Source organism: Nocardia sp. NPDC059691 (assembly GCF_042733915.1).
GTDB lineage: Bacteria > Actinomycetota > Actinomycetes > Mycobacteriales > Mycobacteriaceae > Nocardia > Nocardia sichangensis.
This window is the reverse complement of record NZ_JBHWFB010000011.1, coordinates 289,498-310,209: the sequence shown is the minus strand read 5'-3', so window position 1 is coordinate 310,209 and position 20,712 is coordinate 289,498. Positions and strand designations below refer to the sequence as shown.

Annotated in this window: 18 protein-coding genes and 1 pseudogene; 9 read left to right on the top strand and 10 right to left on the bottom strand. The window is 66.8% G+C overall.

The genetic code is table 11. The features are described 5' to 3' along the window. Positions 1-3: 3 nt before the first annotated feature. Both ACFV2O_RS24920 and ACFV2O_RS24915 read right to left on the bottom strand, forming a co-directional pair. Positions 4-1,668 carry a sulfatase-like hydrolase/transferase gene (locus ACFV2O_RS24920; RefSeq protein ID WP_379253866.1) on the bottom strand — a complete coding sequence of 555 codons (1,665 nt, stop codon included), beginning with the start codon at positions 1,666-1,668 and terminating at the stop codon, positions 4-6. Positions 1,669-1,864: 196 nt separating this feature from the next. Continuing rightward, complete coding sequence (locus ACFV2O_RS24915) at positions 1,865-2,554, bottom strand: TetR/AcrR family transcriptional regulator (RefSeq protein ID WP_356965597.1); 690 nt, start codon at positions 2,552-2,554, stop codon at positions 1,865-1,867. A gap of 150 nt (positions 2,555-2,704) precedes the next feature. Between ACFV2O_RS24915 and ACFV2O_RS24910 the strand changes: the two genes are divergently transcribed. The 3 genes and pseudogenes from ACFV2O_RS24910 (at position 2,705) to ACFV2O_RS24900 (ending at position 5,519) form a co-directional block, all read left to right on the top strand. Continuing rightward, positions 2,705-3,646 (top strand): NAD-dependent epimerase/dehydratase family protein, encoded by a 942-nt coding sequence (locus ACFV2O_RS24910; protein WP_379253865.1) that lies wholly within the window; start codon positions 2,705-2,707, stop codon positions 3,644-3,646. 292 nt (positions 3,647-3,938) lie between these two features. Beyond that, entirely contained in the window at positions 3,939-4,382 is a 444-nt protein-coding gene (locus ACFV2O_RS24905) for a nuclear transport factor 2 family protein (RefSeq protein WP_379253864.1), read from the top strand. Positions 4,383-4,478: 96 nt separating this feature from the next. Continuing rightward, a pseudogene (locus tag ACFV2O_RS24900) lies at positions 4,479-5,519 on the top strand (IS3 family transposase). A 51-nt stretch (positions 5,520-5,570) separates the two neighbouring features. On the opposite strand, the gene ACFV2O_RS24895 reads toward ACFV2O_RS24900, so the two are convergent. After that, positions 5,571-6,449, bottom strand: coding sequence for a hypothetical protein (locus ACFV2O_RS24895; RefSeq protein ID WP_379253863.1), 879 nt, complete (start codon positions 6,447-6,449; stop codon positions 5,571-5,573). Positions 6,450-7,498: 1,049 nt separating this feature from the next. Further along, positions 7,499-8,170, bottom strand: coding sequence for a serine protease (locus ACFV2O_RS24890; protein WP_379253862.1), 672 nt, complete (start codon positions 8,168-8,170; stop codon positions 7,499-7,501). 301 nt (positions 8,171-8,471) lie between these two features. On the opposite strand from ACFV2O_RS24890, the gene ACFV2O_RS24885 reads away from it, so the two are divergent. Both ACFV2O_RS24885 and ACFV2O_RS24880 read left to right on the top strand, forming a co-directional pair. Continuing rightward, positions 8,472-9,050: a hemerythrin domain-containing protein gene (locus tag ACFV2O_RS24885; protein ID WP_379253861.1), complete on the top strand. Its 579-nt coding sequence runs from the start codon at positions 8,472-8,474 to the stop codon at positions 9,048-9,050. A 238-nt stretch (positions 9,051-9,288) separates the two neighbouring features. Continuing rightward, complete coding sequence (locus tag ACFV2O_RS24880; protein WP_379253860.1) at positions 9,289-10,338, top strand: FAD-dependent oxidoreductase; 1,050 nt, start codon at positions 9,289-9,291, stop codon at positions 10,336-10,338. A gap of 61 nt (positions 10,339-10,399) precedes the next feature. On the opposite strand, the gene ACFV2O_RS24875 is transcribed toward ACFV2O_RS24880, so the two are convergent. The 4 genes from ACFV2O_RS24875 to ACFV2O_RS24860 all read right to left on the bottom strand — a co-directional run bounded on the left by ACFV2O_RS24875 (position 10,400) and on the right by ACFV2O_RS24860 (position 14,106). Continuing rightward, complete coding sequence (locus ACFV2O_RS24875; protein WP_379253859.1) at positions 10,400-10,942, bottom strand: TetR/AcrR family transcriptional regulator; 543 nt, start codon at positions 10,940-10,942, stop codon at positions 10,400-10,402. Positions 10,943-11,040: 98 nt separating this feature from the next. Then, complete coding sequence (locus ACFV2O_RS24870) at positions 11,041-12,018, bottom strand: NADP-dependent oxidoreductase (protein ID WP_379253858.1); 978 nt, start codon at positions 12,016-12,018, stop codon at positions 11,041-11,043. A 241-nt stretch (positions 12,019-12,259) separates the two neighbouring features. Continuing rightward, positions 12,260-12,502 (bottom strand): hypothetical protein, encoded by a 243-nt coding sequence (locus ACFV2O_RS24865; RefSeq protein ID WP_379253857.1) that lies wholly within the window; start codon positions 12,500-12,502, stop codon positions 12,260-12,262. Next, a complete protein-coding gene (locus ACFV2O_RS24860) occupies positions 12,499-14,106 on the bottom strand; it encodes a cytochrome bc complex cytochrome b subunit (protein WP_379253885.1) in 1,608 nt (535 codons plus the stop codon). Before ACFV2O_RS24860 ends, ACFV2O_RS24865 begins: the two co-directional genes overlap by 4 nt. A gap of 315 nt (positions 14,107-14,421) precedes the next feature. On the opposite strand from ACFV2O_RS24860, the gene ACFV2O_RS24855 reads away from it, so the two are divergent. Next, entirely contained in the window at positions 14,422-15,513 is a 1,092-nt protein-coding gene (locus tag ACFV2O_RS24855) for an AMP-binding protein (RefSeq protein ID WP_379253856.1), read from the top strand. Beyond that, positions 15,513-16,916, top strand: a complete 1,404-nt coding sequence (locus tag ACFV2O_RS24850; RefSeq protein ID WP_379253855.1) for an aldehyde dehydrogenase family protein — start codon at positions 15,513-15,515, stop codon at positions 16,914-16,916. The genes ACFV2O_RS24855 and ACFV2O_RS24850 overlap by 1 nt, the downstream gene beginning before the upstream one ends. On the opposite strand, the gene ACFV2O_RS24845 is transcribed toward ACFV2O_RS24850, so the two are convergent. After that, positions 16,913-17,596, bottom strand: a complete 684-nt coding sequence (locus ACFV2O_RS24845; RefSeq protein ID WP_379253854.1) for a PAS and ANTAR domain-containing protein — start codon at positions 17,594-17,596, stop codon at positions 16,913-16,915. The genes ACFV2O_RS24850 and ACFV2O_RS24845 overlap by 4 nt on opposite strands. Positions 17,597-17,941: 345 nt before the next feature. Between ACFV2O_RS24845 and ACFV2O_RS24840 the strand changes: the two genes are divergently transcribed. Further along, positions 17,942-18,637: a type 1 glutamine amidotransferase domain-containing protein gene (locus tag ACFV2O_RS24840; RefSeq protein WP_379253853.1), complete on the top strand. Its 696-nt coding sequence runs from the start codon at positions 17,942-17,944 to the stop codon at positions 18,635-18,637. A gap of 99 nt (positions 18,638-18,736) precedes the next feature. Here the strand turns inward: ACFV2O_RS24840 and ACFV2O_RS24835 are convergent, their stop codons facing one another. Next, positions 18,737-19,804, bottom strand: coding sequence for a glycerophosphodiester phosphodiesterase family protein (locus ACFV2O_RS24835; RefSeq protein ID WP_379253852.1), 1,068 nt, complete (start codon positions 19,802-19,804; stop codon positions 18,737-18,739). Positions 19,805-20,068: 264 nt separating this feature from the next. On the opposite strand from ACFV2O_RS24835, the gene ACFV2O_RS24830 reads away from it, so the two are divergent. Next, complete coding sequence (locus ACFV2O_RS24830; RefSeq protein WP_379253851.1) at positions 20,069-20,707, top strand: SgcJ/EcaC family oxidoreductase; 639 nt, start codon at positions 20,069-20,071, stop codon at positions 20,705-20,707. Positions 20,708-20,712: the final 5 nt, after the last annotated feature.

Here is a 20,712-nt window from a genome sequence, read left to right as displayed (position 1 = left end):
GAGCTAGGACGGCTTCGGCACGGCATCGAGCAAGGCGTTGCCGATGCGTTCGGCTTGGACCAACACGTTCGTCTGCGCCGAGATGTAGTCACCGATGCCTTCGTCCTGCGCGGCCCGCAGATACGGCGGCAGCGGTTGCTGGATCTCGGTGCGAATGACGTTGTCCAGCAGCGACTCCATCTCGCCGCGCAACGGATTCCCGGTGGCGGCTTGGTTGTCGAGTTCGAGCCTGCCGCCGTCGGTGCTGTAGTCGTAGAGCTCGAATTCCTGTGCGGCCGCCGGGTCGATCTGGATCCGGCCGTGCACCCAATGGGAATAGGAGGCGAATTTCGCGTCCGGAGTGCGCACCATCGCGACGTGGCCCGGGGCGTCCTGATTGAACAGCATCGCGGCTTCCTCGATCGAAGCCTCGTCGGTGGTATGGGCGACCCACGGCCTGCCCGCGGCTCCCGGGTTGCGGCACAGCGCGGCGATGTCGAGACGCCCGCTGAGATGTTCGTAGCGTCCGTCGCCGCGCCATCCGTCGCCGCCGGTGCCGATGGTGAGCAGCAGGGGAGTGAAATCGACACTGGAAGTGAGCTGGTCCCTGGTGCTCGTCCCGTTCACCGGGCTCAAGTGGCCGCGCGGATCGTGGACGTAGAGCGGGACGCGCAGCGCCTCGTCGTAGGCGGCGCCGCCCTTGCCGTGCAGGCCGTGGGAGCCCGCGTAATCACCGTGGTCGGAGGTGAAGACGACGACGGTGTTGGCGGCGACGTCCGGACGCGACTGCAAGGTGTCCAGCACGCGGCCGATCTGGATATCGACCTGCTGCTGCGCCCACAGATACAGATTGCGCATCTCGATCCAGGCCTGCATGGCTTCCGGCGTTCCGTAGGGCGCCGCTCCGAACGCCACCGCCGAGACCTCCACCAGCGCCATCTGCAGGCGCGGTTTGCGCGAAAGTTGTTCGAGCGACTCAAAATTGGGCGGCAGCTCGTTCATCCAGCGTGGGATGTCGGCGTTGAACTGGTCGCGACGGGTCCAGCGCGGCCACCATTGGATGTCGTGCGGGTTGACCAGCGACACGGTCGTGCACCAGGGCGCATTGCCGGAATCGTTGTGGAACCAGTCGACGAATTGGTCGACGATCTTCGGATCCATTTGCAGCCCTTGACCCGGCGCGCCGTTGGGTGAGGGATAGGTGCCGCCGTGGAATCCGTAGGCTTCGAGCGCGCCCGGTGTCCGATCCGGGTAGCTGCCGAGATGCCACTTGCCCCAGTAGGTGGTGTCGTAACCGTGGTCGCGCAGCATGGACCCCCACGTCGGGAACAGCGGCGACAACGTCGACTCCGACACCACCATGACCCCGGTCTGCTGCGCGTAGAGGCCGGTCAGCAGGCAACCCCGGGCGGGCGTGCAGTCGTTGGCCGCCGTGTAGTGATTCTCGAACGACACGCTGCCCCGGCGGATCCGTGCGATGTTCGGGAGCACGGCGTCCAGCGTCTGCTGGTCGGGAAACCACACGGGTGTCCGCATCTCGTCCACGATGATCACCAGGATGTTCGGCTTGTCCGGATCGGTGTCCGCTCGGGCCTTGCCCGGCGCGGCTCCGGTCGTGACGGCGGCCGCGGCCGTGGCCGAAGTGGCCGCACTGGACAGAAATCCCCTGCGAGTGAACGAGTTCGGCAATGTTCCTCCACGAATGAGTCGTGTTCGGTCGAATGGAACGCGGAGAATCTCGGTGCTGTGTACCGTAGCGCCGCCCGGCCTGCGCTACCCGCACGCCGGTGCGGACACGCCGCCATGTCGTCGTACAGATGAGCTGGTCGGACCGGGTCGAGGCCGGGCTGCGAAGAAGGCGACGAGGAGACCGCCGGAGGCCGGGTTACGGCAGGCCGACCAGGTCGGCCATCACGTTCATGTGGTGACCGAAGTATTCGTCGCGGGCGTCGATGGTTCCGTTCAGGCGGCCGAAGATCTCGAAGCTGATCAGGCCGAACAGCTGAGTCCAGCCGACGAAGACCCGGTCGAGCACGTCTTCGGGCATGTCGGCGGGCGGCTTCTGCTCGATGAGTCGGCGCAGGTCGGTGCGGACGGGCGCGGGCAGCGGGGCCGGAAGCGGTGGCGGCGTCAGTCTTCCCGCCCCCTCCTGCGCGATGGCGACCAGCCGGAAGACCACGGCCGTGGCGGGGGCCACGGTGTCCTCGGGTGCGAAGTATCCGGGTACCGGGCTGCCGTAGAGCAGTCCGTATTCGGCCGGATGGGCCAGCGCCCAGTCCCGCACCGCCGAGCACACCGCCAGCCACCGGCCGCGTAGATCGGCGGCGGGAACCTTCGCGTCGGCGGTCTCGGCTTCGGCGGCCAGGGCGCGGTAGGCGTCGAGAATCAAGGCGGTCAGCAGGTCGTCCCGGCTCGGGAAGTAGCGGTAGAGCGCGGACGGAACTATGTCCATATCCCGTGCGACCCCGCGTAAGGACAGGTTCGCGCCGTCCACGGCCAACCGTCTGCGCGCGACCTCTTTGATCTCCTCGGTCATCTCGGAGCGGATGCGGGCGCGTAGGGATCGGGCGGACATCTCCCCAGTGTAGAGAACAAGCAACCGATAACAGAACATATGTTGGTTTGGTGAACAGTGCTCTTGACTTCGCACATTGTTCTGTCTTACGGTGAAGCCCATGGAGAACACTGTTCTCTAAACGGAACGCCCGACAGGATGGATATTGCCATGGTTCTGCACGTTGTCATCGGAGCCGGCCCGGTGGGCGCGACCACCGCCGCGTTGCTCGCCGCACGCGGCGCCCAGGTGCGCGTGATCACCCGGCGCGGCGTCGGCCCGGATCATCCGCTGATCGAGCGCGTCGCCGCCGACGCCGCCGACTCGGCGGCATTGATCGGGCATTGCGCGGGCACGGAGGTGATCTTCCAGTGCGCGCAGCCTCCGTATCACCGCTGGGCGAGCGACTTTCCGCCCCTGGCCGCCGCCGTGTTGCAGGCGGCGGAGGCTACCGGCGCCGCGCTGCTGAGCGTCGGAAACCTGTATGGCTACGGTCAGGTCGACGGTCCGATCAGCGAACAGCACCCGCTGCGTCCCAACAGCGTGAAAGGGCGCGTGCGCGCGGAGCTCTGGACCGAGGCGCTGGCGGCGCACGAAGCGGGCCGCGTCCGCACCGCCGAAGTACGCGGATCGGACTACCTCGGCGCCGGAGCGACGTCGGCGTTCACCGTCGCGGCGCTGCCCGCCGTGCTGGCCGGCCGCCGGGTGCTGTTCCCCGCCGATCCGGACGCCGCGCACAGCTGGACCGACGTCACCGACACCGCACGTACTCTCGTCGCGGTCGCCCACGACGAAAACACTTGGGGCCGCGCTTGGCACACGCCCACCGCGCCGCCGATGTCCCTTCGCGAACTCGCCGGGCTCGCGGCGACGGTCGCGGACGCGCCGCCCGCGCGGGTGAGCCGGATGCCCTCCGCGGTGCTCTGGGTCGGAGGGCTCTTCGATCCCAACGCCCGCGAGATGCGCGAACTGCGGTATCAGTTCGATCGTCCGTTCGTGATCGACTCCTCGGCCGCGACCGCGGCCTTCGGCATCGAGCCGACGCCCACCGCGGAATCACTGCGCGCCACGATCGCCGCCCTTCGCGACGAGGCCTCCGCCTCCATCGACTGACGGCCGCCGGACGATTCGTGGAAGGGGACCGCGAACACGTCGTGGCGGACGAAGGCCAGGCGCTCGCTCGGGTCCGAGGAGTCATGAGCGGACCGGGCGCCGCGCCGCTACCGGCTGTCGGGCAGCGACCTCGTGCGACCACAGCGTGATTTCGACCTGGCTGCCGGGAACCACGGCCGTCACTCCTATGACGAGAGACAGTGGGGGAGAGGTAACACAACCGATCCCCGGTCTAGCACGATGGCTGATTCTCGCCAGCGCGGGCGGGGTGGCGGTGACGAGGATCGTGCGCATGACGGCTGATGTGATGAGCACCCTGAGGGCCTTCTACGCGTCGGAGGCGGCGTATCTCACCGACGGGTCCGGGTTCGAGGAAATGGTCCGGCATCTGGCGCCGGATGTGGTCATGCGCCAGGCGTCGAGCCTGCCCTATGGCGGCGATTGGCATGGACACGACGGATTCCGGAGATTCCTCGCCGCTATGCGAGAGAGCTGGGACGGCTTGTGGTTCGACGAGCAGCATTTCCTCGACGACGAGGCCAGTGTCGTGGTCTACAGCCGGGGTCGTCTACGTGCGCGGCGCACCGGACGGATACTGGAAACCTCACTGCTGCAATGGATCAGCTTTCGAGACGGCTTGATCGCCGAATTCCGGCCCTACTATCACGACACTTCGGCGGTCCTGGCCGCCCTGACCGAAGGGCCGTCGGCCGCGCAGCGCCCGTCGGCCGATTGACCGATCCCCTGGCCGAACGGCTAATACCATTTACCCGGATAATTTTGAATCGCCCCGGCATGTCCGGAGACTTCATCTCTTGGAGAGGATGGAGTCGTGTCGTCGAGGAAGAAGTATCCGGCCGAGTTGCGTGAGCGGGCGGTGCGGATGTTTGTGGAGGTCCGTGACCAGCACCCGTCGGAGTGGGCCGCGACGCGGGCGGTCGCGGAACTGCTGGGAGTGACGCATCCGGAAACGGTCCGGACGTGGGTGCGTCAGGCCGAGGTCGACGAGGGCGCCCGCTCAGGTGTCACTTCCGATGAGTCCGCGGAGCTGAAGCGGTTGCGGCGAAAAAACGCAGAACTCGAGCGCGCTAACGCAATTCTGAAAGCGGCGTCGGCTTTCTTCGCGGCCGAGATAGACCGGCCGCAGCGCTGATCACGAGGTTCGTCACCGAACACCAGGGCCGCCGGGAAGCCGACGGCCTGGTGTGGGGTGTGAAGTCTATCTGCGCTGCGCTGACCGAGCTCGGCGTAAGCCTCGCCCCCTCGACATATTACCAACATTGCAAGCGAGTCCCGACCAAGCGTCAGGTGCGTGAGGAGAACCTGAAACTGGAAGTCCAGCGCGTACATGGGTTGCCGACATCACGTATGTGTCCACCTGGTCAGGCTGGGTGTACGTGGCGTTCGTGATCGACGCCTACGCCCGTCGGATCATCGGCTGGCGTACTTCGACGTCGATGACCACGACGCTGGTGCTGGACGCGATCGAGCACGCGATCTGGACCCGGGAGCGGGCGGGCTGGAACGTGAAAAATGTTGTCCACCACCGGTTGAACCTGATCAATACACATCTATTGCGTTCACCGAACGCCTCGGCGAGGCCGGGATCCAGCCCAGCGTAGGCGCGGTGGGCTCCAGCTTCGACAACGCCCTCGCCGAGACCGTAAACGGCTTGTACAAAACCGAGCTGATCAAGCCGCGTGGCCCCTGGCGCAGCGTCGACCACGTCGAGTTCGCCACCGCCGAATGGGTGGATTGGTTCAACCACCGACGCCTCTACCAATACTGCGGCGACATCCCACCCGCCGAGATGGAAGCCGCCCACTACGCTCAGAACCCGGCCCAGCAACCCGCTGAGCTGTCACACCAGTAAGTCTCCGAACTCACCGGGGCGATTCATCTGCACGACCGGGTCGGCTCTGGGTCACTGCAGCAGCAGGGTGTGTGGATGGTCGGGCGATGCCGGGCAGACGCTGATGATCTGGTCATAGGAGCCGCCGCCGACTCGAACCCTGGTGGGTTGCCTGGCATCACTGGTGTCGGTCATGCCAGCGGCCTGGTCCTCGTAGGGGATCCAGTGACCGACGTTGGTGTGCCACTCGGAGGAGGCGATCGTCAGGAACGGCTCTGTTCGGGCACCGCAGGCAGGACAGGGCTGAGGGTAGGGATCGTTCGCTCCCCAACGTATCCAGCCCCCGACCTTCCACCCAGGTGCGATACACAGATCGTCGTACTGATAGTCGTTATCGGAGTGACCATCATCCAACTCCTGGTCGGCGAGCTCGGGCATGGTCCAGTCCTCGAGCTCGGCCATGCTCCAATCCCCTTCCTCCGCCAGCTCCACCCCTTCCGCCGGCCTCGCCTGCTCGTCATCGAGCTCCGACTCGGAAGGGTATTCGATGATGTGTTCCGGGTCGATCGTGCACGGCTCGAGCACGTAGTCCCCGCCGAATAGAACCGCCGCAGGCTCCGGGGGGTCGACAAGAATGTCGGTAACCGCGTCCGCGGACCGCCAGAACAGCGCAGTCCTAGGCATTCCCGCGGCTCCGGAGTCCGAGTCATGGTCGAACGGGCACCACAACACCTGCACCAGGTCCGCCCCTGCGGGCGGGCGTAAACCGGGCACGTCACGCACGTACAGTTGCGCGACCGGCAGCATCGCAATCGGACCATCGGGCATCGGGATACCCTCAACAATCCGTTCGAGGGTCTCCCGCTCCTGCGTCGTCAAATCCCTACCCCGGCGGGCCGTCTCGATCCGCCGTTTCAGCCTGGCGTCCGCCAGCGACATTGCGACCGGCATCGGCCTGGGTTCCGCTGGCCTGAAGTCCACCAGCGATACCGTTATCAACGGGCGCACCCCGGTTTCGTGGGGGCCGTGACAGTGCGGCCACGGCTCGGACGCCGGCCACAGCAGCGGCCCGCCGATCGAGCTGTCATGCGGGGAAGGGGTTCCAGGGCGTGGGTGCAACCGGGTCGCGGTCCGGGCCAACCGTGCCAGCGCGGGGAGGACAGCCGCGACGTCGAAGGGCCGGGGCGGAGTGGTGCGAGTCATATAAGCCTCCGGGACGCAGGGATACGCGATAGAGCATCGACCGCCGACGGTCGCACTTCGAGTGCCCAGGCTAGTGACACTCTGGCGAGCTTCCCGCAAATGGAGACACCGGCAGGCGCACCAGCCCTCACCCGAAACGACGGAAGCTTCCCCCGCCGACTGTTGACTTCCCACAACCAGATGCATCCGACCGATCGCCCACATCACCCGCCGCCACCCCCGCACTGACGTGATCATCTTTCGTCTACACATCGCCGTTCCGGCCTTCGGTGACGCTCAAACTGGTCTGGATTCAGTGTCCGTTTTCACCTGTCCAGCCAGGCTGTTCCAGCACCCGAGAACACCGTCCCCGGACCGCGCATGCGGTTGTCGCCTTGCAGGAGTGGCACCGTCTCCGGTGCCGGCGCGGCGCTCGATGCCGGTGCGCCGGGGGTTCTGGTGGTTGCGGTCGTTGTCGCGGCGGCCGCCGATCTGGTCGCCGGACCCGGCGAATCGTCGGATGTGGCGCAACCGGCGATCACGACCGCGGCGGCCAGGACGACAGCACCCAAGATTCGTTGCACACACTGACCCATTTCCAACCCCAGACCGTGGACGCACCCGTTCGACCGGACGTCGGCGGTAGCCTTCACGATCGGTCGATTCGACACCGACCCGAATGTAGGGCATCCGCACCGCATCTGAATGTCAGCTGTTCGACCGATATTTCGGAACCGGAGGCGGGAGAAACGCGGTATTCGGGTCGCTACTGCGATGCCGAAGTTCGCTCCACCCGCCTGCTGGTCACACTGCTGGGATCAGATGGGACGGAATCCGGCGCCGACGTCGTCGCGGGAGTCGATGTCGGCGAGGATGGCGTTGATGTCGGTTCCCACCTCGGGCCCGAGACACCCCATGCCCCAGTAGGCGTTGACCATGCCGACCAGGGTCGAACCGATCACCACCGGCGCGCCGGAATCGCCCTTGAGCACACACATTTGAGTCCAGGTGTCGCTGCCACGGCCCATCATGTCGCCCCAGGCGACACCGCAGGTTCGGCCGGTCGTGCGGCCCTTCTTGCACACCACGTCGGGAAATCGCGCGGGTGCGCCGAGGCCGTCGATGGAGAAACCACCGACGTCTCGGGCTGGAGCGACCCGCGCGTCATCGAATTGGATGATCGCGTAGTCCAGTTCGTGATCGGCGTAGACGAACCGCCCGAGCACCCCGTAGCTGGGATAGGTCACCGACGCCACCTGCGCCCCGGGCTCGCCGCAATGCCCCGCCGTCAAACCGACCAGCCTGCCGGCCGCGTCGTAGCCGATGGCGGTGAGCGTGCACTCGGCCCGGTCATCGATCACGATCCCCGATCCACCGCCGATCGGCGGCAGCGGCAACTGCGGTACACCGGCCGCCGCACCGGCTCCGACGGAAACCGGGCCGCACACCAGCGCGGCCGCGGAAATCACCTTCATCAGCGAACGAGACACCGTTCCTCCCACCGAGCCGAGCGAACCTCACCACCACCGAGCTACCCACACCTACCACGCGGAAACGGAGGATCGGTCGCAAAGCTGTCGCTCCCGAGGTTCGGTCAGCCGTTTCACGGCGAGGCACTTTGCCGTTGACGATCGCGATCGGGTATCCATGCGGGTTCCGCGGCGGAATGTGAGCGTCGGGCCGCGGCTCGGTAGTACGTTGTCGTCAGGTTCCCATGGACGTTCCGGCTGCCCGCGCGGCAGTCGGTCGTCGAGTCCAATGCTTACTCGAACGCGGCGTCAGGGAGGAAATGTGGACATTACCGAGCTGATTCTCGATGACCATCACGAGCAGCGGCGGCTGTTCGCGATCCTGGAGCAGATCGATCGCGGGGAAACCGCCGCGCTGTCCGCGATCTGGGACAGACTGGCGGCCTTCCTCGAGCTGCACGCGCAGGCCGAGGAGGAGATCTTCTATCCCGAGTTGCTCCAGGCAGGGATCGCGGCCCGGCGCGCGAGCGGGACGGAGGACGAGACACTCGACGCGATCCACGACCACAACGAGATCAGGGACGCGGTCGCCGAAGTAGCGCGACACCAGGTCGGCACCGACGATTGGTACGCGGCCGTAGCTGCGGCGAACCTGGCCAACAGCGACCATATGGCCGAGGAAGAACGTGAGGGGCTCACCGACTTCCGCCGCCTGGCCGGGTTGGCACGGCGCCACCGACTTGCCGTCGCCTTCGCCGCCTATGAGGCGCGCAATTACACCGGCGTCGAGCCTGTGGACAAAGATCCTGTCGGGTACGTCCGCGCGGCAGAGGCGACACTGCGCACCGGGGCGAGTGGATCGCTCAGTGTCGGCAGCCTGAAGCGAAGTCCACCGAGCTGAGCACCGTATGCGGAGGGGGAGCGCATGTCTCGACCCGTGCCTCACTCGAATTCCGTTGCCTCCAGGGGCTTTTGGATCGGTTGGCCCGCTCTGCCAGCGTGGGACGTGCTCTGCTGAGGTGCCATCCACGCTCAGTCGATCAGTCCTCGGCGAAGGCTCGGCCGAGCGTGGCAATCTGGATGAGTGCCCCTCCCAGCGGGTGGCCGTCGGCACGACAACGCCAGGAGGTCGCAGTTACATGGTCAGTGTTATCGGTGGTGGGATCGCGGGCAGTTGCCTGGCCGGTGGTCTCGCGCGGAAAGGTCGTCAGGTAACGGTCTACGAGCAGCAGCGCCCCGGTCCCGGAGCCGGGGCGTTTCTGTTCATCGATGGGCGCGGACACGACGCGATGGAGGCGATGGGCGTCGATCGTTCGGCGCTGTACGCGGTTTCGTATCCGCTGGCGGGGCTCGACTATGCAGACAGTCGCGGTCGGCGCAGCGAAATGCCCAGTCGCGGTCATCGGTTCTGGTTGCGCCGCAACCTCATGGGTGTGTTGTCGGAGTTCGTCGCGGGCTCCGGCGCGGAGCTGCGCTACGGCGAGCCGATCACCGAGGTGACCTCGGGTGACGACGGCCACGAGATCCGGCGCGGCGCGGACGTCGTCGCCGCCGAGGGACTGGTGGTCGGCGCCGACGGCATCGACTCCGTGGTCCGCGCGGGCCTGGAACCCGGCCGCATCCCGGTCTACGCCGGTGACGTTGTGCTGTACGGGATGACCGGCGCGCCATTGGATTCCCCGCCGGCCACCGCACCCGCAGTCCTGCACTTCTTCGCCGAGGTCGCCGAAGACGGCAGTGCCGGCAGTACTTTCGGGCACATCTGGCGCCCAGAGGATCCGGCGGCTCTGTGGTTCGTGCGGATCCCGCGCGAACCCCTGCCCGCTACCCGCGACGATATCGGGATGCGGCCGACCAGTGAATGGTCCGAAACCATCTTGGCCGCAACGCCTTCCATTGAGGCGCTGGTGTCGGATTTCCTGTCGCACACGGAACTGGTGCACGTCAGCAACGCCCGCGACGTTCCCCTGGACGGAGCTCGCGCGCCTCAGGATTCGGTGCTCCTGATCGGTGACGCCGACCACGCCATCACTCCGGCCGCCGGAGTCGGCGCACGTGACGCGCTCGAGGACGCACGCGCGGTGTTCGATGCGATCGTCGGCGCCGGCTCACCCGCCGAAGCGATGACGCAGCGCCGCAAGCAGATCATCACCGATCGCGAGGCAGCCCAGCGGGCCCGACGGCGATAATCCGGCATTCGGTCCGCCTCGGTGCGGTCGCTCAGCAGCCTTGCCCACAGTGGCGCTGCACTCAGCGACCGAGATTCGCCGCCAGGATCGCGTCGAGGAGTGCCGGAAGTCGCCGCCCGGGGCCCGCGCTGGAGAACAGGCCCGAGGTGGTGAATGTGCCGACGATCCCCAACTGGAGCTGGTCGGCGAAGGAATCGGGATCGGGCACGGCAAGGCGTCGACCTAGCCTGCGAAGGCGCATGCCCAGTTCCCGCTCGTGCTGAAGGCAGCGGTCACGGATCTCGTCATGTCTCTCGGAGAATTCGGCCGCCGTGTTGACGAAGGCGCAGCCTCGGTATCCAGGTGATGCCGCCATGTCGGTCATCCATGTGATCTGGGCCCGTAGCTCTGCCTCGGCATCGTCGGCGAACTGCTCCGCCACCTCGTCCCACCGTGCCCACAGTTGCTGGTCGATCCGGTCGAGAACCGCGAGGATGAGCGCGTCTTTGGTGGGGAACCACCGGTAGAGGCTGGCTTTGGCGATGCCGGCGCGGCGCACGACCTCATCCACACCGACGGCATGCACACCGTTGTCGTAGAAGAGTTGACAGGCGATGTCGAGCACCGCTTCTCGAAGCGCCGGTCCACGCAGCCGGGGGGCGCGAGAACCGGCGGTGCCCTGTTGCCGGGGCGGGGCTGCCGGCGTCCCGGTTCGCTGGGTGGTCATTTCGCTGAGTCCGGCATCACGATGACGGCCTTGCCGATGCCGGATCGGCTGGTCACCCACTGCTGTGCCCGACTCGCCTCCGCGAGCCCGAAGGTCGCTCCGATGTGCACGCGCAAGGAACCGGCTTCCGCGAGTTCGGATAAGGCTCTCAGTCCTTCGGGATCCGGGTCGACCAGGCAGGACACCGCGTCGATTCCTCGCGCGTTCGCTTCAGCACGGTAGTCCGGGACTGCCCAGCCCAAGGCGAGCGCAGCGCACCCGGCCGGGGCGATCCGGTCGAACAGCCGCAGGGCCAGCTCGCCGCCTACGACATCGCACAAGGCGTCGGCCGTGCCGATGGCGGCGACCGCCGCGTCGTCCCGGTAGTCCACGCAGTCGTCGGCGCCCCATGAGGTGACCAGCGAGTGGTGCTCGGGCCGAGCGAGCGCGATCACTTCCGCATCGAGCGCGCGAGCGATCTGCACGGCGAGATGTCCGACACCGCCGGAGGCGCCGTCGATCAGGACACGCTTGCCCCGCTCCACCCTCGCCGCTCGGAGCATCTGCCAGGCGGTCAGCCCGCACAACGGCAGCGCGGCCGCCTCCACCATGGTGAGGCCTGCCGGAGCGCGCACCACGTGGTGTGCGGGAGCCGTCACGTACTCCGCGTAAGCCCCGGCCGGATGGGGGAACCGGACCAAGCCGAAGACCGGGTCGCCGACGCGGTGCCTCGCCACGCCGTACCCGACCGCATCGACGGTTCCCGCCACGTCCCAGCCCGGGATGAGCGGAAGTGTCATCGACTGGACGTAGCCGTTCCCGCGACCGGTGTGCATGTCGACGGGGTTGACGCTCGTCGCCGCGACCTTGATCCGCACCTCCCCAGGGAGCGGCACCGGCCGGGGCAGTTCGCCCACGGCGAGCGGCGCGCCGAATTCGACGTGATGGGCGGCCAGCATCGTGACGGGCGTCTCCTCCGCGGCTCCGATGATCATGCGCCCGCCCGCAAGTCTGACTCCGTAGCCATGAAGGACTCCATCCGTCGCGCCGAAAGAGACTGATCTGTCTCGTTAAAAATAGGGACAGATCAGTCTTGTTGGCAATAGGTACGTCCGAATCCACCGACAGGAGTCCTGTTCGCGGCGCTCCCAGCGCCACCGCTCCACGAACTGACCGCACGAGCGATGTCCACAGAATCGGCTTCGAACACACTGGCGACCACTTCGAGTGGCATCTTCAAGATTCAGGCTGGCTCGTATGGGCGCAGATCACCTCGTAGGCCCGCGCGGCGTCCTCGGGGAAGACGAGAACGAGCAGGCGGTGGAGTCGGCCGCATCGGTCGGTCCGTCCCACAGTGGAACGGATCCCGTTGGCGCGCAAGGTGTCTCTTACGACGTTGCCCGCATGCTCGCTGGCGACGGTGGCCGCGGGGACCAGCAGGCCGTAGTCTTCGGCGTGCCCGGCGCGCCTCCGTCTCATCGGTCGTGCCTTTCGTTGTCGCGGCGCTGCTGGTATTCCCGGAGAACGGCAAGTTGCCTGCGTTCTTCGGTGTGCTCGGTCATCACCAGGCGCTCCGCTTCGGGCGCCGGATCCGGGCGCAGGAACGAGCCCGGTCCGGGCTTGCCCGCCAACCCCAGTTTGTTCATCTTTTTCGGTACCGGGGCGCCTTGATATTCGAGCGGAACCGGGTGGCCGTGGTCGTCGACTGGGCCCAACGGCTGGTGCATCTCGATGTATTCGCCGTGCGGTAAGCGTTTGATCACGCCGGTCTCGATGCCATGGGCGAGTACCGCGCGATCGCTGCGTTGCAGACCCAGGCACATTCGGTAGGTAAGGAAGTAGGCCGTAGGCGGGCACAGCAGCACCGCGATGCGGAAGAACCAGGTCGTCGCGTTGAGCGAGATGTCGAAGTTCAGTGCGATGATGTCGTTGACACACGCCAGCGTCAGCACCACGTAGAACGTGAGGGCCATGGCGCCGATTGCTGTGCGCACCGGCACGTCTCGCGGCCGCTGCAGCAGATTGTGATGCGCGGTGTCCCTCGAAAGACGCTTCTCGATCCAGGGGTACACCATCAGCGCCAAGAGCACCAATCCCATCGCCAGCGCGACCCAGAAGGCTGCCGGCACGGTGTAGTTGCCGATGTACAGTTCCCAAGGCGGCATGAGGCGTGCCATGCCGTCGGTCCACATCAGGTAGAAGTCGGGCTGCGAACCCGCCGATACCTGTGACGGGTTGTAAGGACCCAGGTTCCAGACCGGATTGATCTGGAAAAGGCCACCCATGAACGACACTGTCGCGAGGGTGAACATGAAGAAGGCGCCCTGATCGAGGGAGAACACCGGCACGATACGTGTGCCGACGACGTTGTTCTCGTTCCGGGCCGGTCCGGGAAACTGAGTGTGCTTCTGGTACCAGACGATTCCGATGTGTGCGACGACCAGCGCCGACATGATCGCCGGGAACAGCAGCACGTGCGTGATGTACAGACGGGGGATGATGATGTCGCCGGGGAAATCGCCCGCGAAGATCAGCCAGTGCAACCAGGTGCCCACCACGGGGATGGAAATCGTGAAACCCGAGAAGGCCGCGCGCATGCCGGTACCCGACAGCAGATCGTCAGGCAGCGAATAGCCGAAGAAGCCTTCGAACAGGGCGAGGATCAGTAGTAGTGAGCCGATCACCCAGGTGATCTCGCGTGGGCGGCGGAACGCGCCGGTGAAGAATATCCGGCACATATGCACGATCATCGACGCCACGAAAAGCAACGCGGTCCAATGGTGTACCTGCCGCACGAACAGCCCGCCGCGGACCTCGAAACTGAGATTCAGCGTCGACTCGTAGGCCCGGGACATGGTCAATCCCCGCATGGGCTGGTACGCGCCGTCGTATACCACCTCGCTCATAGAGGGATCGAAGAACAACGTCAGGTACACCCCTGACAGCAGCAGGATGATGAAGCTGTACAGGGCGATCTCGCCGAGCAGGAACGACCAGTGGGTCGGGAATACCTTGTTGATCGAGCGCTTGACGAAGGCGGAAGCGCGGTAACGTTCATCCAGGGCATCTGCTCCCCGTGACATGGTGCTCATAACTGGCGGGACCTCCCGGTCATCGACGGCTGCCCATAAGACATTTCGGGCCGCCGATTTCTGACACGATGTGATGGACATCACCAATGGATCCCCGTAGGCCGGGGGCGAGCGGCCGACGCCGCGGCGGGTACCACCGGTACGTGCTCGGCGAACGTGTACACGGCGTCGATCGCGGTTCTCGATATGAGTGTTCTATCGGCGGATCGAACTGGGCGACAGCGCGTTTGCCCTCGACCGGGCCGGGAGAGGATTGCGGCGTTCGAGCTGAAACCCCGATTCGGGGCACATCACTGGAGGCCGCGCATGCGCCCCGTAATCCTGGACCTCGCCGCGCACGACTACGCGATGATCGACGCGGAGGAATACCTGCGCGCCGTGCTGGCCTGGCATTTCAGCGAGGAGACGGGCAGCCCGTACTGGCTGCGCCGCGCGCGGACATTGGATTTCGATCCCATCGCCGATATCCGGACCTTCGCCGACCTGCGCCGTTTCCCCAACGTCATCGACGAATTCCGCACGGTCGCGGTGGAGGACTTGATCCCCCGCGGGCTGACGGGCGCCGACCGCGTCATCGCGGGGATCTATGAGAGCGGCGGCACCACCGGTGCGCCGAAGCGTTTCGTCATGTTCGACCGCTGGATGCAGTTCGCGCTCGGCTGGGACGAGCACCACTACGCCGGGCTCGGCACGGTGAACACCTTGGCCGTGGCGCCGAGTGGCCCGCACATGTTCGGTGAGTTCGCCGAACGCCGGGCGCGCAGGCACAACGGCGTGCGGTTCACCATCGACCTCGACCCGCGATGGATCAAGCAGATGATCGCGCGGGGCGACACCGAGAACACCGAGCGGTACGCCGAACACGTCGTCGACCAGGTCGCGCAGATCCTCACCACGCAGTCGGTGGGGATCCTGATCACCACTCCGCCGCTGCTGGAGCGCATCGCGCGTCGCGACGACCTGGTGGAGCAGATCCGCCGGAAGGTCAAGTTCATCTGCTGGAGCGGCGCGCACATGGACGCCGACACCCGCGACATCTTCCGGCAGGAGATCTTTCCCGGCATCCCGCTCAAAGGGCTCTACGGCAGCACCACCATCCTCGGCATGTCCCGGGAGCGCGACGAGGAGCGCCCCGACGGGCTGCCTGTCTTCGACCCGCCGAGCCCCTACCTGGCGTTCGAGGTGGTGGATCCGGAGACCGGCGACGACGTCGGCTACGGCGAGCGCGGTCAGGTCGTGATGCATCACCTCACGAAATACGCTCTGCTGCCCAACAATCCGGAACGGGACCTGGCCATGAAGGTCGAGCCGCCGAAGCAGGGTTCCGGCTGCTCGGTCGCCGATGTCGCGCCGATGACCTCCTTCGGCGGCGCCGAGGTCATCGAGGGGGTGTACTGATGGGCGAGTTCGTGCACATCGACGCCCTCGGTCCGCAGGGCAGCTATCGCGCCCGCGACCGCAAGTCCCTGACGACCTTGTCCGGCATCGAGATCGGGGAGATCTCCCAAGTGCCGCCGCTGTATGTGCGCCGGGCGCTGACGGCCATGCGCAAGGCGCCGGTGCTGCCCGCCGCCGAGCGATTCGCGGTGCTGGAACGGGCGGCCGACCTGTTCACCGCCGCCGAGATCGGCGGGCTCGGACCCGACGAATACGCGCGACTGGTCAGCGTCGCGTCGGGAGTCCCGCTGGCCGTCGTGCGCCAGTCGGTGCAATGGGTCGCCGATGTGCTGCGCGAGCAGCGCGACACCCTCGAACTCGCGATGCCGAAGGGCGCGGTGGCGGATTGGCAGGACCGGCGCACCCTCGCCGGATGCGCCGTCTGGACGCGCAGGGGCGATCTATTCGCGGTGCACGCGGCGGGAAACACCCCGGCGGTGCACGGTTTGTGGCCGGAGGCGCTCGCGTTGGGCTACAAGGTGGCGGTGCGGCCGTCGACCAGGGAGCCGTTTACCGCTTTTCGCCTGGTCAGCGCTCTGCGCATGGCGGGGTTGCCGCCGGAGCTGGTCACGCTGCTGCCGACCGACTACGAAGCGGCCGACGTGCTGGTGGCGGAGTCCGATTTCGCCATCGTCTACGGCGGGCAGGACGTGGTCGACAAGTACGGTGGCAGCGCGCGGGTGCTCACCCAGGGGCCGGGGCGCTCGAAGATCCTGGTGACCTCGGACGTGGACTGGCGAGCTGAGGTCGCGCTGATCGCCGAGTCGGTGAGCCACCTCGGCGGTACCGCCTGCACCTGCACTACCGCGGTGCTGGTCGAGGGCGATCCGGAGCCGCTGGCGCGTGCGCTCGCCGCGGAGTTGGGGGCCATTCCCAGCCTGCCGCCCGAGCACCCGGATGCCATCCTCACCGTGCAGCCCACCGAGTCCGCGGCGGCGATGGACCACTACCTGCGTCGGGTCGCGGGCGACGCGCGCCCGCTGCTCGGTGGTGACACCATCGTGGACGAACTGTCGCCCGGCGCGGCGGTGCTGCGCCCCGCGGTGCACCTCGTCGGCAGCAGCACCGCGCCGCAGCTCGGTGTGGAACTCGCCTTCCCCTGCGTGTGGGTGGGGCCGTGGTCACCCGCCGACGGCGTCGCCCCGCTGCGCGATTCGCTGGTTCTCACGGCGATGACCGAGCGGCGCGAACTCATCGACGCGCTGCTGGACGAGCCGACGATCACCAACCTCTATCTGGGTGACCATCCGACCACGTGGTTGCGTCCGGGGGTCCCGCACGACAGCTATCTCGGCGAGTTCCTCATGCGGACCAAGGGAATGATCCGTTCGGCGGCGACCCGACCGCGCACACCGGTCGGCTAGCCCGCGCCAGGTTCCGTTGGCGTGACCCGGTGGTGCAGGGTCAGCAGGAGATGATCGAAGCGGGTGCGCTGCTGAACCAGCGCACCGCCCATCGCGACGACGTCGGCGACGAGCTGCTCGGCCAGCGCGCGGATCTTGATGTTGGTCTCTTGCGAGCGCCAGCGCAGCACCCGGAACGCCTGATCGGCGTTGACGCCGTAGACGAACATCACGACGCCCTTGGCCTGCTCGATCACCGCGCGCGCGTCGATCACGTCCGGCAGCAGGTCGTCGAGGGCTTCCTGCCGGTTGTCTTCGAGGGTCTCGGTGACATCGATGAGGTAACCGGAGGAACCCACCACGGCGCCTTGCTCGTCGAACAGCTGGTCGCCGATGACGATCACGTCGTGCGTCTCGTTCTCGGTGTCGATGATCCGGTGACGCGTGCAGAACGGCGACGCGGTCTCGATGGCCTCGGCGAGCGTCTGGGCGACCCGCTCGCGGTCGTCGGGGTGCAGGTGGCGTTGCAGAAGTTCGGTGGACGGCTCGGCTTCTCCCGGTGCGTACCCGTAGATCGTGGCGACGTCGTCCGACCATTCCCACCGTTGGTCGGCGAACCAGAAGCGAAAGCTGCCGATATCGGGGCAACCACCGAGCATCTTGCGTGCAGTCTCCTGCTCGCACTGACCTATCTCCGTCACCGGTCCAGTATGGCGCGTAAACAAGTCCAGGTCAGGCGGGAGGGTCGGCGCTGCGTGACCGACCGGTGACCGGCTCGTGACTGCGCATCGCCCGGCCCAAGGAAAAAGTGAAACGGGAACGGCCGCGAATCGAAGTCATCTGCGAAGATCCATTGAGAAACCGATGTCTGAAATCGGTCTTCTTATTGGTATTCCATGGTTGCCGAAGGCTAGCGTCGACAGTGTCGTCGCTGACGATCCAGACGCGTGGGATCGATACCTCCAGGTGCCACGTGGACCAGCGCGACAGGACTCGATGACGCGAACCCCGACCGAGCGGGTTCCGGACGACGGAGACAACACACCATGTCGAAGATCCTTTTCGTGATGACCGGAGTCGACCACTGGACGCTGGCCGACGGGACGAAGCACCCGACCGGCTTCTGGGCCGAGGAATTCGTGGTGCCCTTCGAAAAGCTGAAAGGGGCGGGACACGAGATCGTGGTGGCCACGCCCGGCGGCGTCGTACCGAGCGTGGACAAAGGCAGCCTCGCGCCCGAGGCCAACGACGGTCAGGAGACCGCAGACCATCGAGCGCGGGTGATCGCCACGAGCGCCGAGCTGAACAACCCCGTCGACCTGGCGAAGGTGGACCTCGCCGACTACGCGGCGGTGTTCTACCCCGGCGGGCACGGGCCGATGGAAGATCTCGCGGTCGACGCCGACTCCGGTCGGCTGCTCGCCACCATCCTGACCTCCGGCAAGCCGCTGGCGGTGGTGTGCCATGCGCCTGCGGCCCTGCTCGCCGCCACGGGGGAAGATGGCGCGAACCCGTTCGCGGGCTATGCCTTGACCGGGTTCACCAATGCCGAAGAGACCCAAGCGGGCTTCGCGGACAAGGCCCGATGGTTGTTGCAAGACCGGCTCGTCGAGATCGGCGCCGACTTCCGGGAGGCCGATCCGTGGGCGCCGAATGTGGTGGTGGACCGCACGCTGATCACCGGCCAGAATCCGGCTTCCTCCGCAGGAGTGGCGGACGAACTGCTGAAAACTCTCGGTTGATCACGGGACCCGTCTACCCGATCGCGGAAAGGTGAGCGGCGGCCGCGTCGCCGTCCCGATCGGGGCAGTCCGCATGCCAGGTCGGCCGCGCGGGATCGCTCAGGATCGGTGGTATGCCGGTGGTAGGCGGTACCCGCGGTCGGACAGCACTGTGCGGAGCACGTCCGGGCGATTCGTGATGAGACCGTCCACCCCGAGGTCGAGCAGAGCGGTCATGGTGGAGCGGTCATCGACCGTCCATGGCACCACCCGCATGCCGCGGTGATGTGCGGCGCGGACGAGTTCGGGCGTGGTGAACGGCCGGTAGTCGGGGTCGGTGACGGTGCCGTCCTGCGGAGTGCCGTGCACCGGCGAGATCGCGGCCGCGCCGATGGCCGCCGCGGCCGCGACGTACTTCTCCTGCAACGATCCCGGAAAATCGTCGATATCCATGCCGCCCGCCCACGGTGAGCCACCGGGCTCTCCGGGTTGCAACTTCGGCCGGCCGTCGGTCAACGCGACGGTCGGCAGCTCGGGGGCCACCTCCCGCAGGCGCGTCAAGGCGCCGAAGTCGAAACTCTGGACAGTGACCTGCCGCCCGATGCCCGCCCGGCGGATCTCCGCCACGACGACGTCCACGAACTGCTCGCGCGGCGCGGTCTGTTCCGGGGCGGCGGCCTCGACCTTGGTCTCGATGTTCAGCATCACCTGATCGGCGCCATACGCGCGCACCAGATCGAATACCTCGGCCAGCAACGGCATTCGCGCTCCCGGCGCCCTGCGCTGCTCCGGGTGATCCGCGGACGGCACCGAACCGCAATCGATCGTCCGCACCTGAGCCAGCGTCAGGTCCCGGATGTAGGTAGTCCCCGGCACATACGGGAACTTCGGGTCGCCCGCGACGGCCGGCGCCGTGTCCACGCACTTCGCCGGACTCGGATCGCGATCGTGGGTGACCACCGCGTATCCGTCCGCGGTGATCTGCACGTCCAGCTCCAGCGTGCTCACCCCGAGTTCCAACGCGTTCGCGAACGCGGGCAGCGTATTCTCCGCCACCAGCCCCGCCCCACCTCGATGGGCTTGCAGATCGAACGCGGCCGGACCATCGGCCGCCACCGGTCCCGCCGCCGTCAGCGCACCGCCCGCCACAAGCCCCGCTACCACACCGCCTGCGCACATCCGCCGCATCACTTCATCGTGCCGCTCTGCGACCGCTCCGGGGTGAAGAAGCGATGAACGGACAGGCAACCGTCGAGGCGAACTCGGCCTCGACGAGACCGGGCCTGCGCACGTTGCCACCCCAGAGTGGATGGGGCAGCGCGGTCGGGATCGGCATCATGCGGACGTATTGACAAGGCGGAGGCATCTTCTCTAATCTCTTCTTCAACGAAGAAACTGCTCTAAAGATGAAACATCTTGTAAGCAGTAAATGCTGTGGGAAGGGATTTCACCATGACGTCGGCTATCGCAGGGACCGAACCGACTGCCTCGCGCAGTCCGCGACGACGCACCGTGGTCCGAGCCGTGGGGGTCGCCGTGCTGACGCTCGGCGTCGTCGGCGGAGGCGGGTACCTGTGGCTGGACCGGACCTCGGATGTCCGCAGTGCCGGCGTCATGGAGTGCACGCAGGTCGTTGCTGACGGTGGCAGCGCCGACGACCTGCGGGCCGTGTGCGGGACCATCGCCGCCATGACGGCGGCCTGGGCCCGCAACGACGCCGACGCGTTCGGCGCGACCTTCACCGAAAATGCCACCTACACCACCTTTCTGGGCACCCACTACGTGGGCCGCCGCGATCTGACCGAGGCGCACCGTGCCCTGTTCTCGGGATTCCTGAAGGGCACCGAACTCGCCGACTCCTTTCTCGGAGTGCGCTTCTACGGTGCCGACGTGGCGATCGTCACCAGCCGAGGTGACCGCTACGAAGGCGATCGCCCGGCGGAGTTGTCCAAGACGCAGACTTACACGTTGGTGCGCGAAGCCGACAGCCAGTGGCGGATCGCCAGTTTCCACAACACCAAGCGGCAGCCGGTCATGGAGCGCATCTCGTTCCTGTTCGACCCGGCGACGAAGCCGGAGGCCGAACGGTGAGAGCG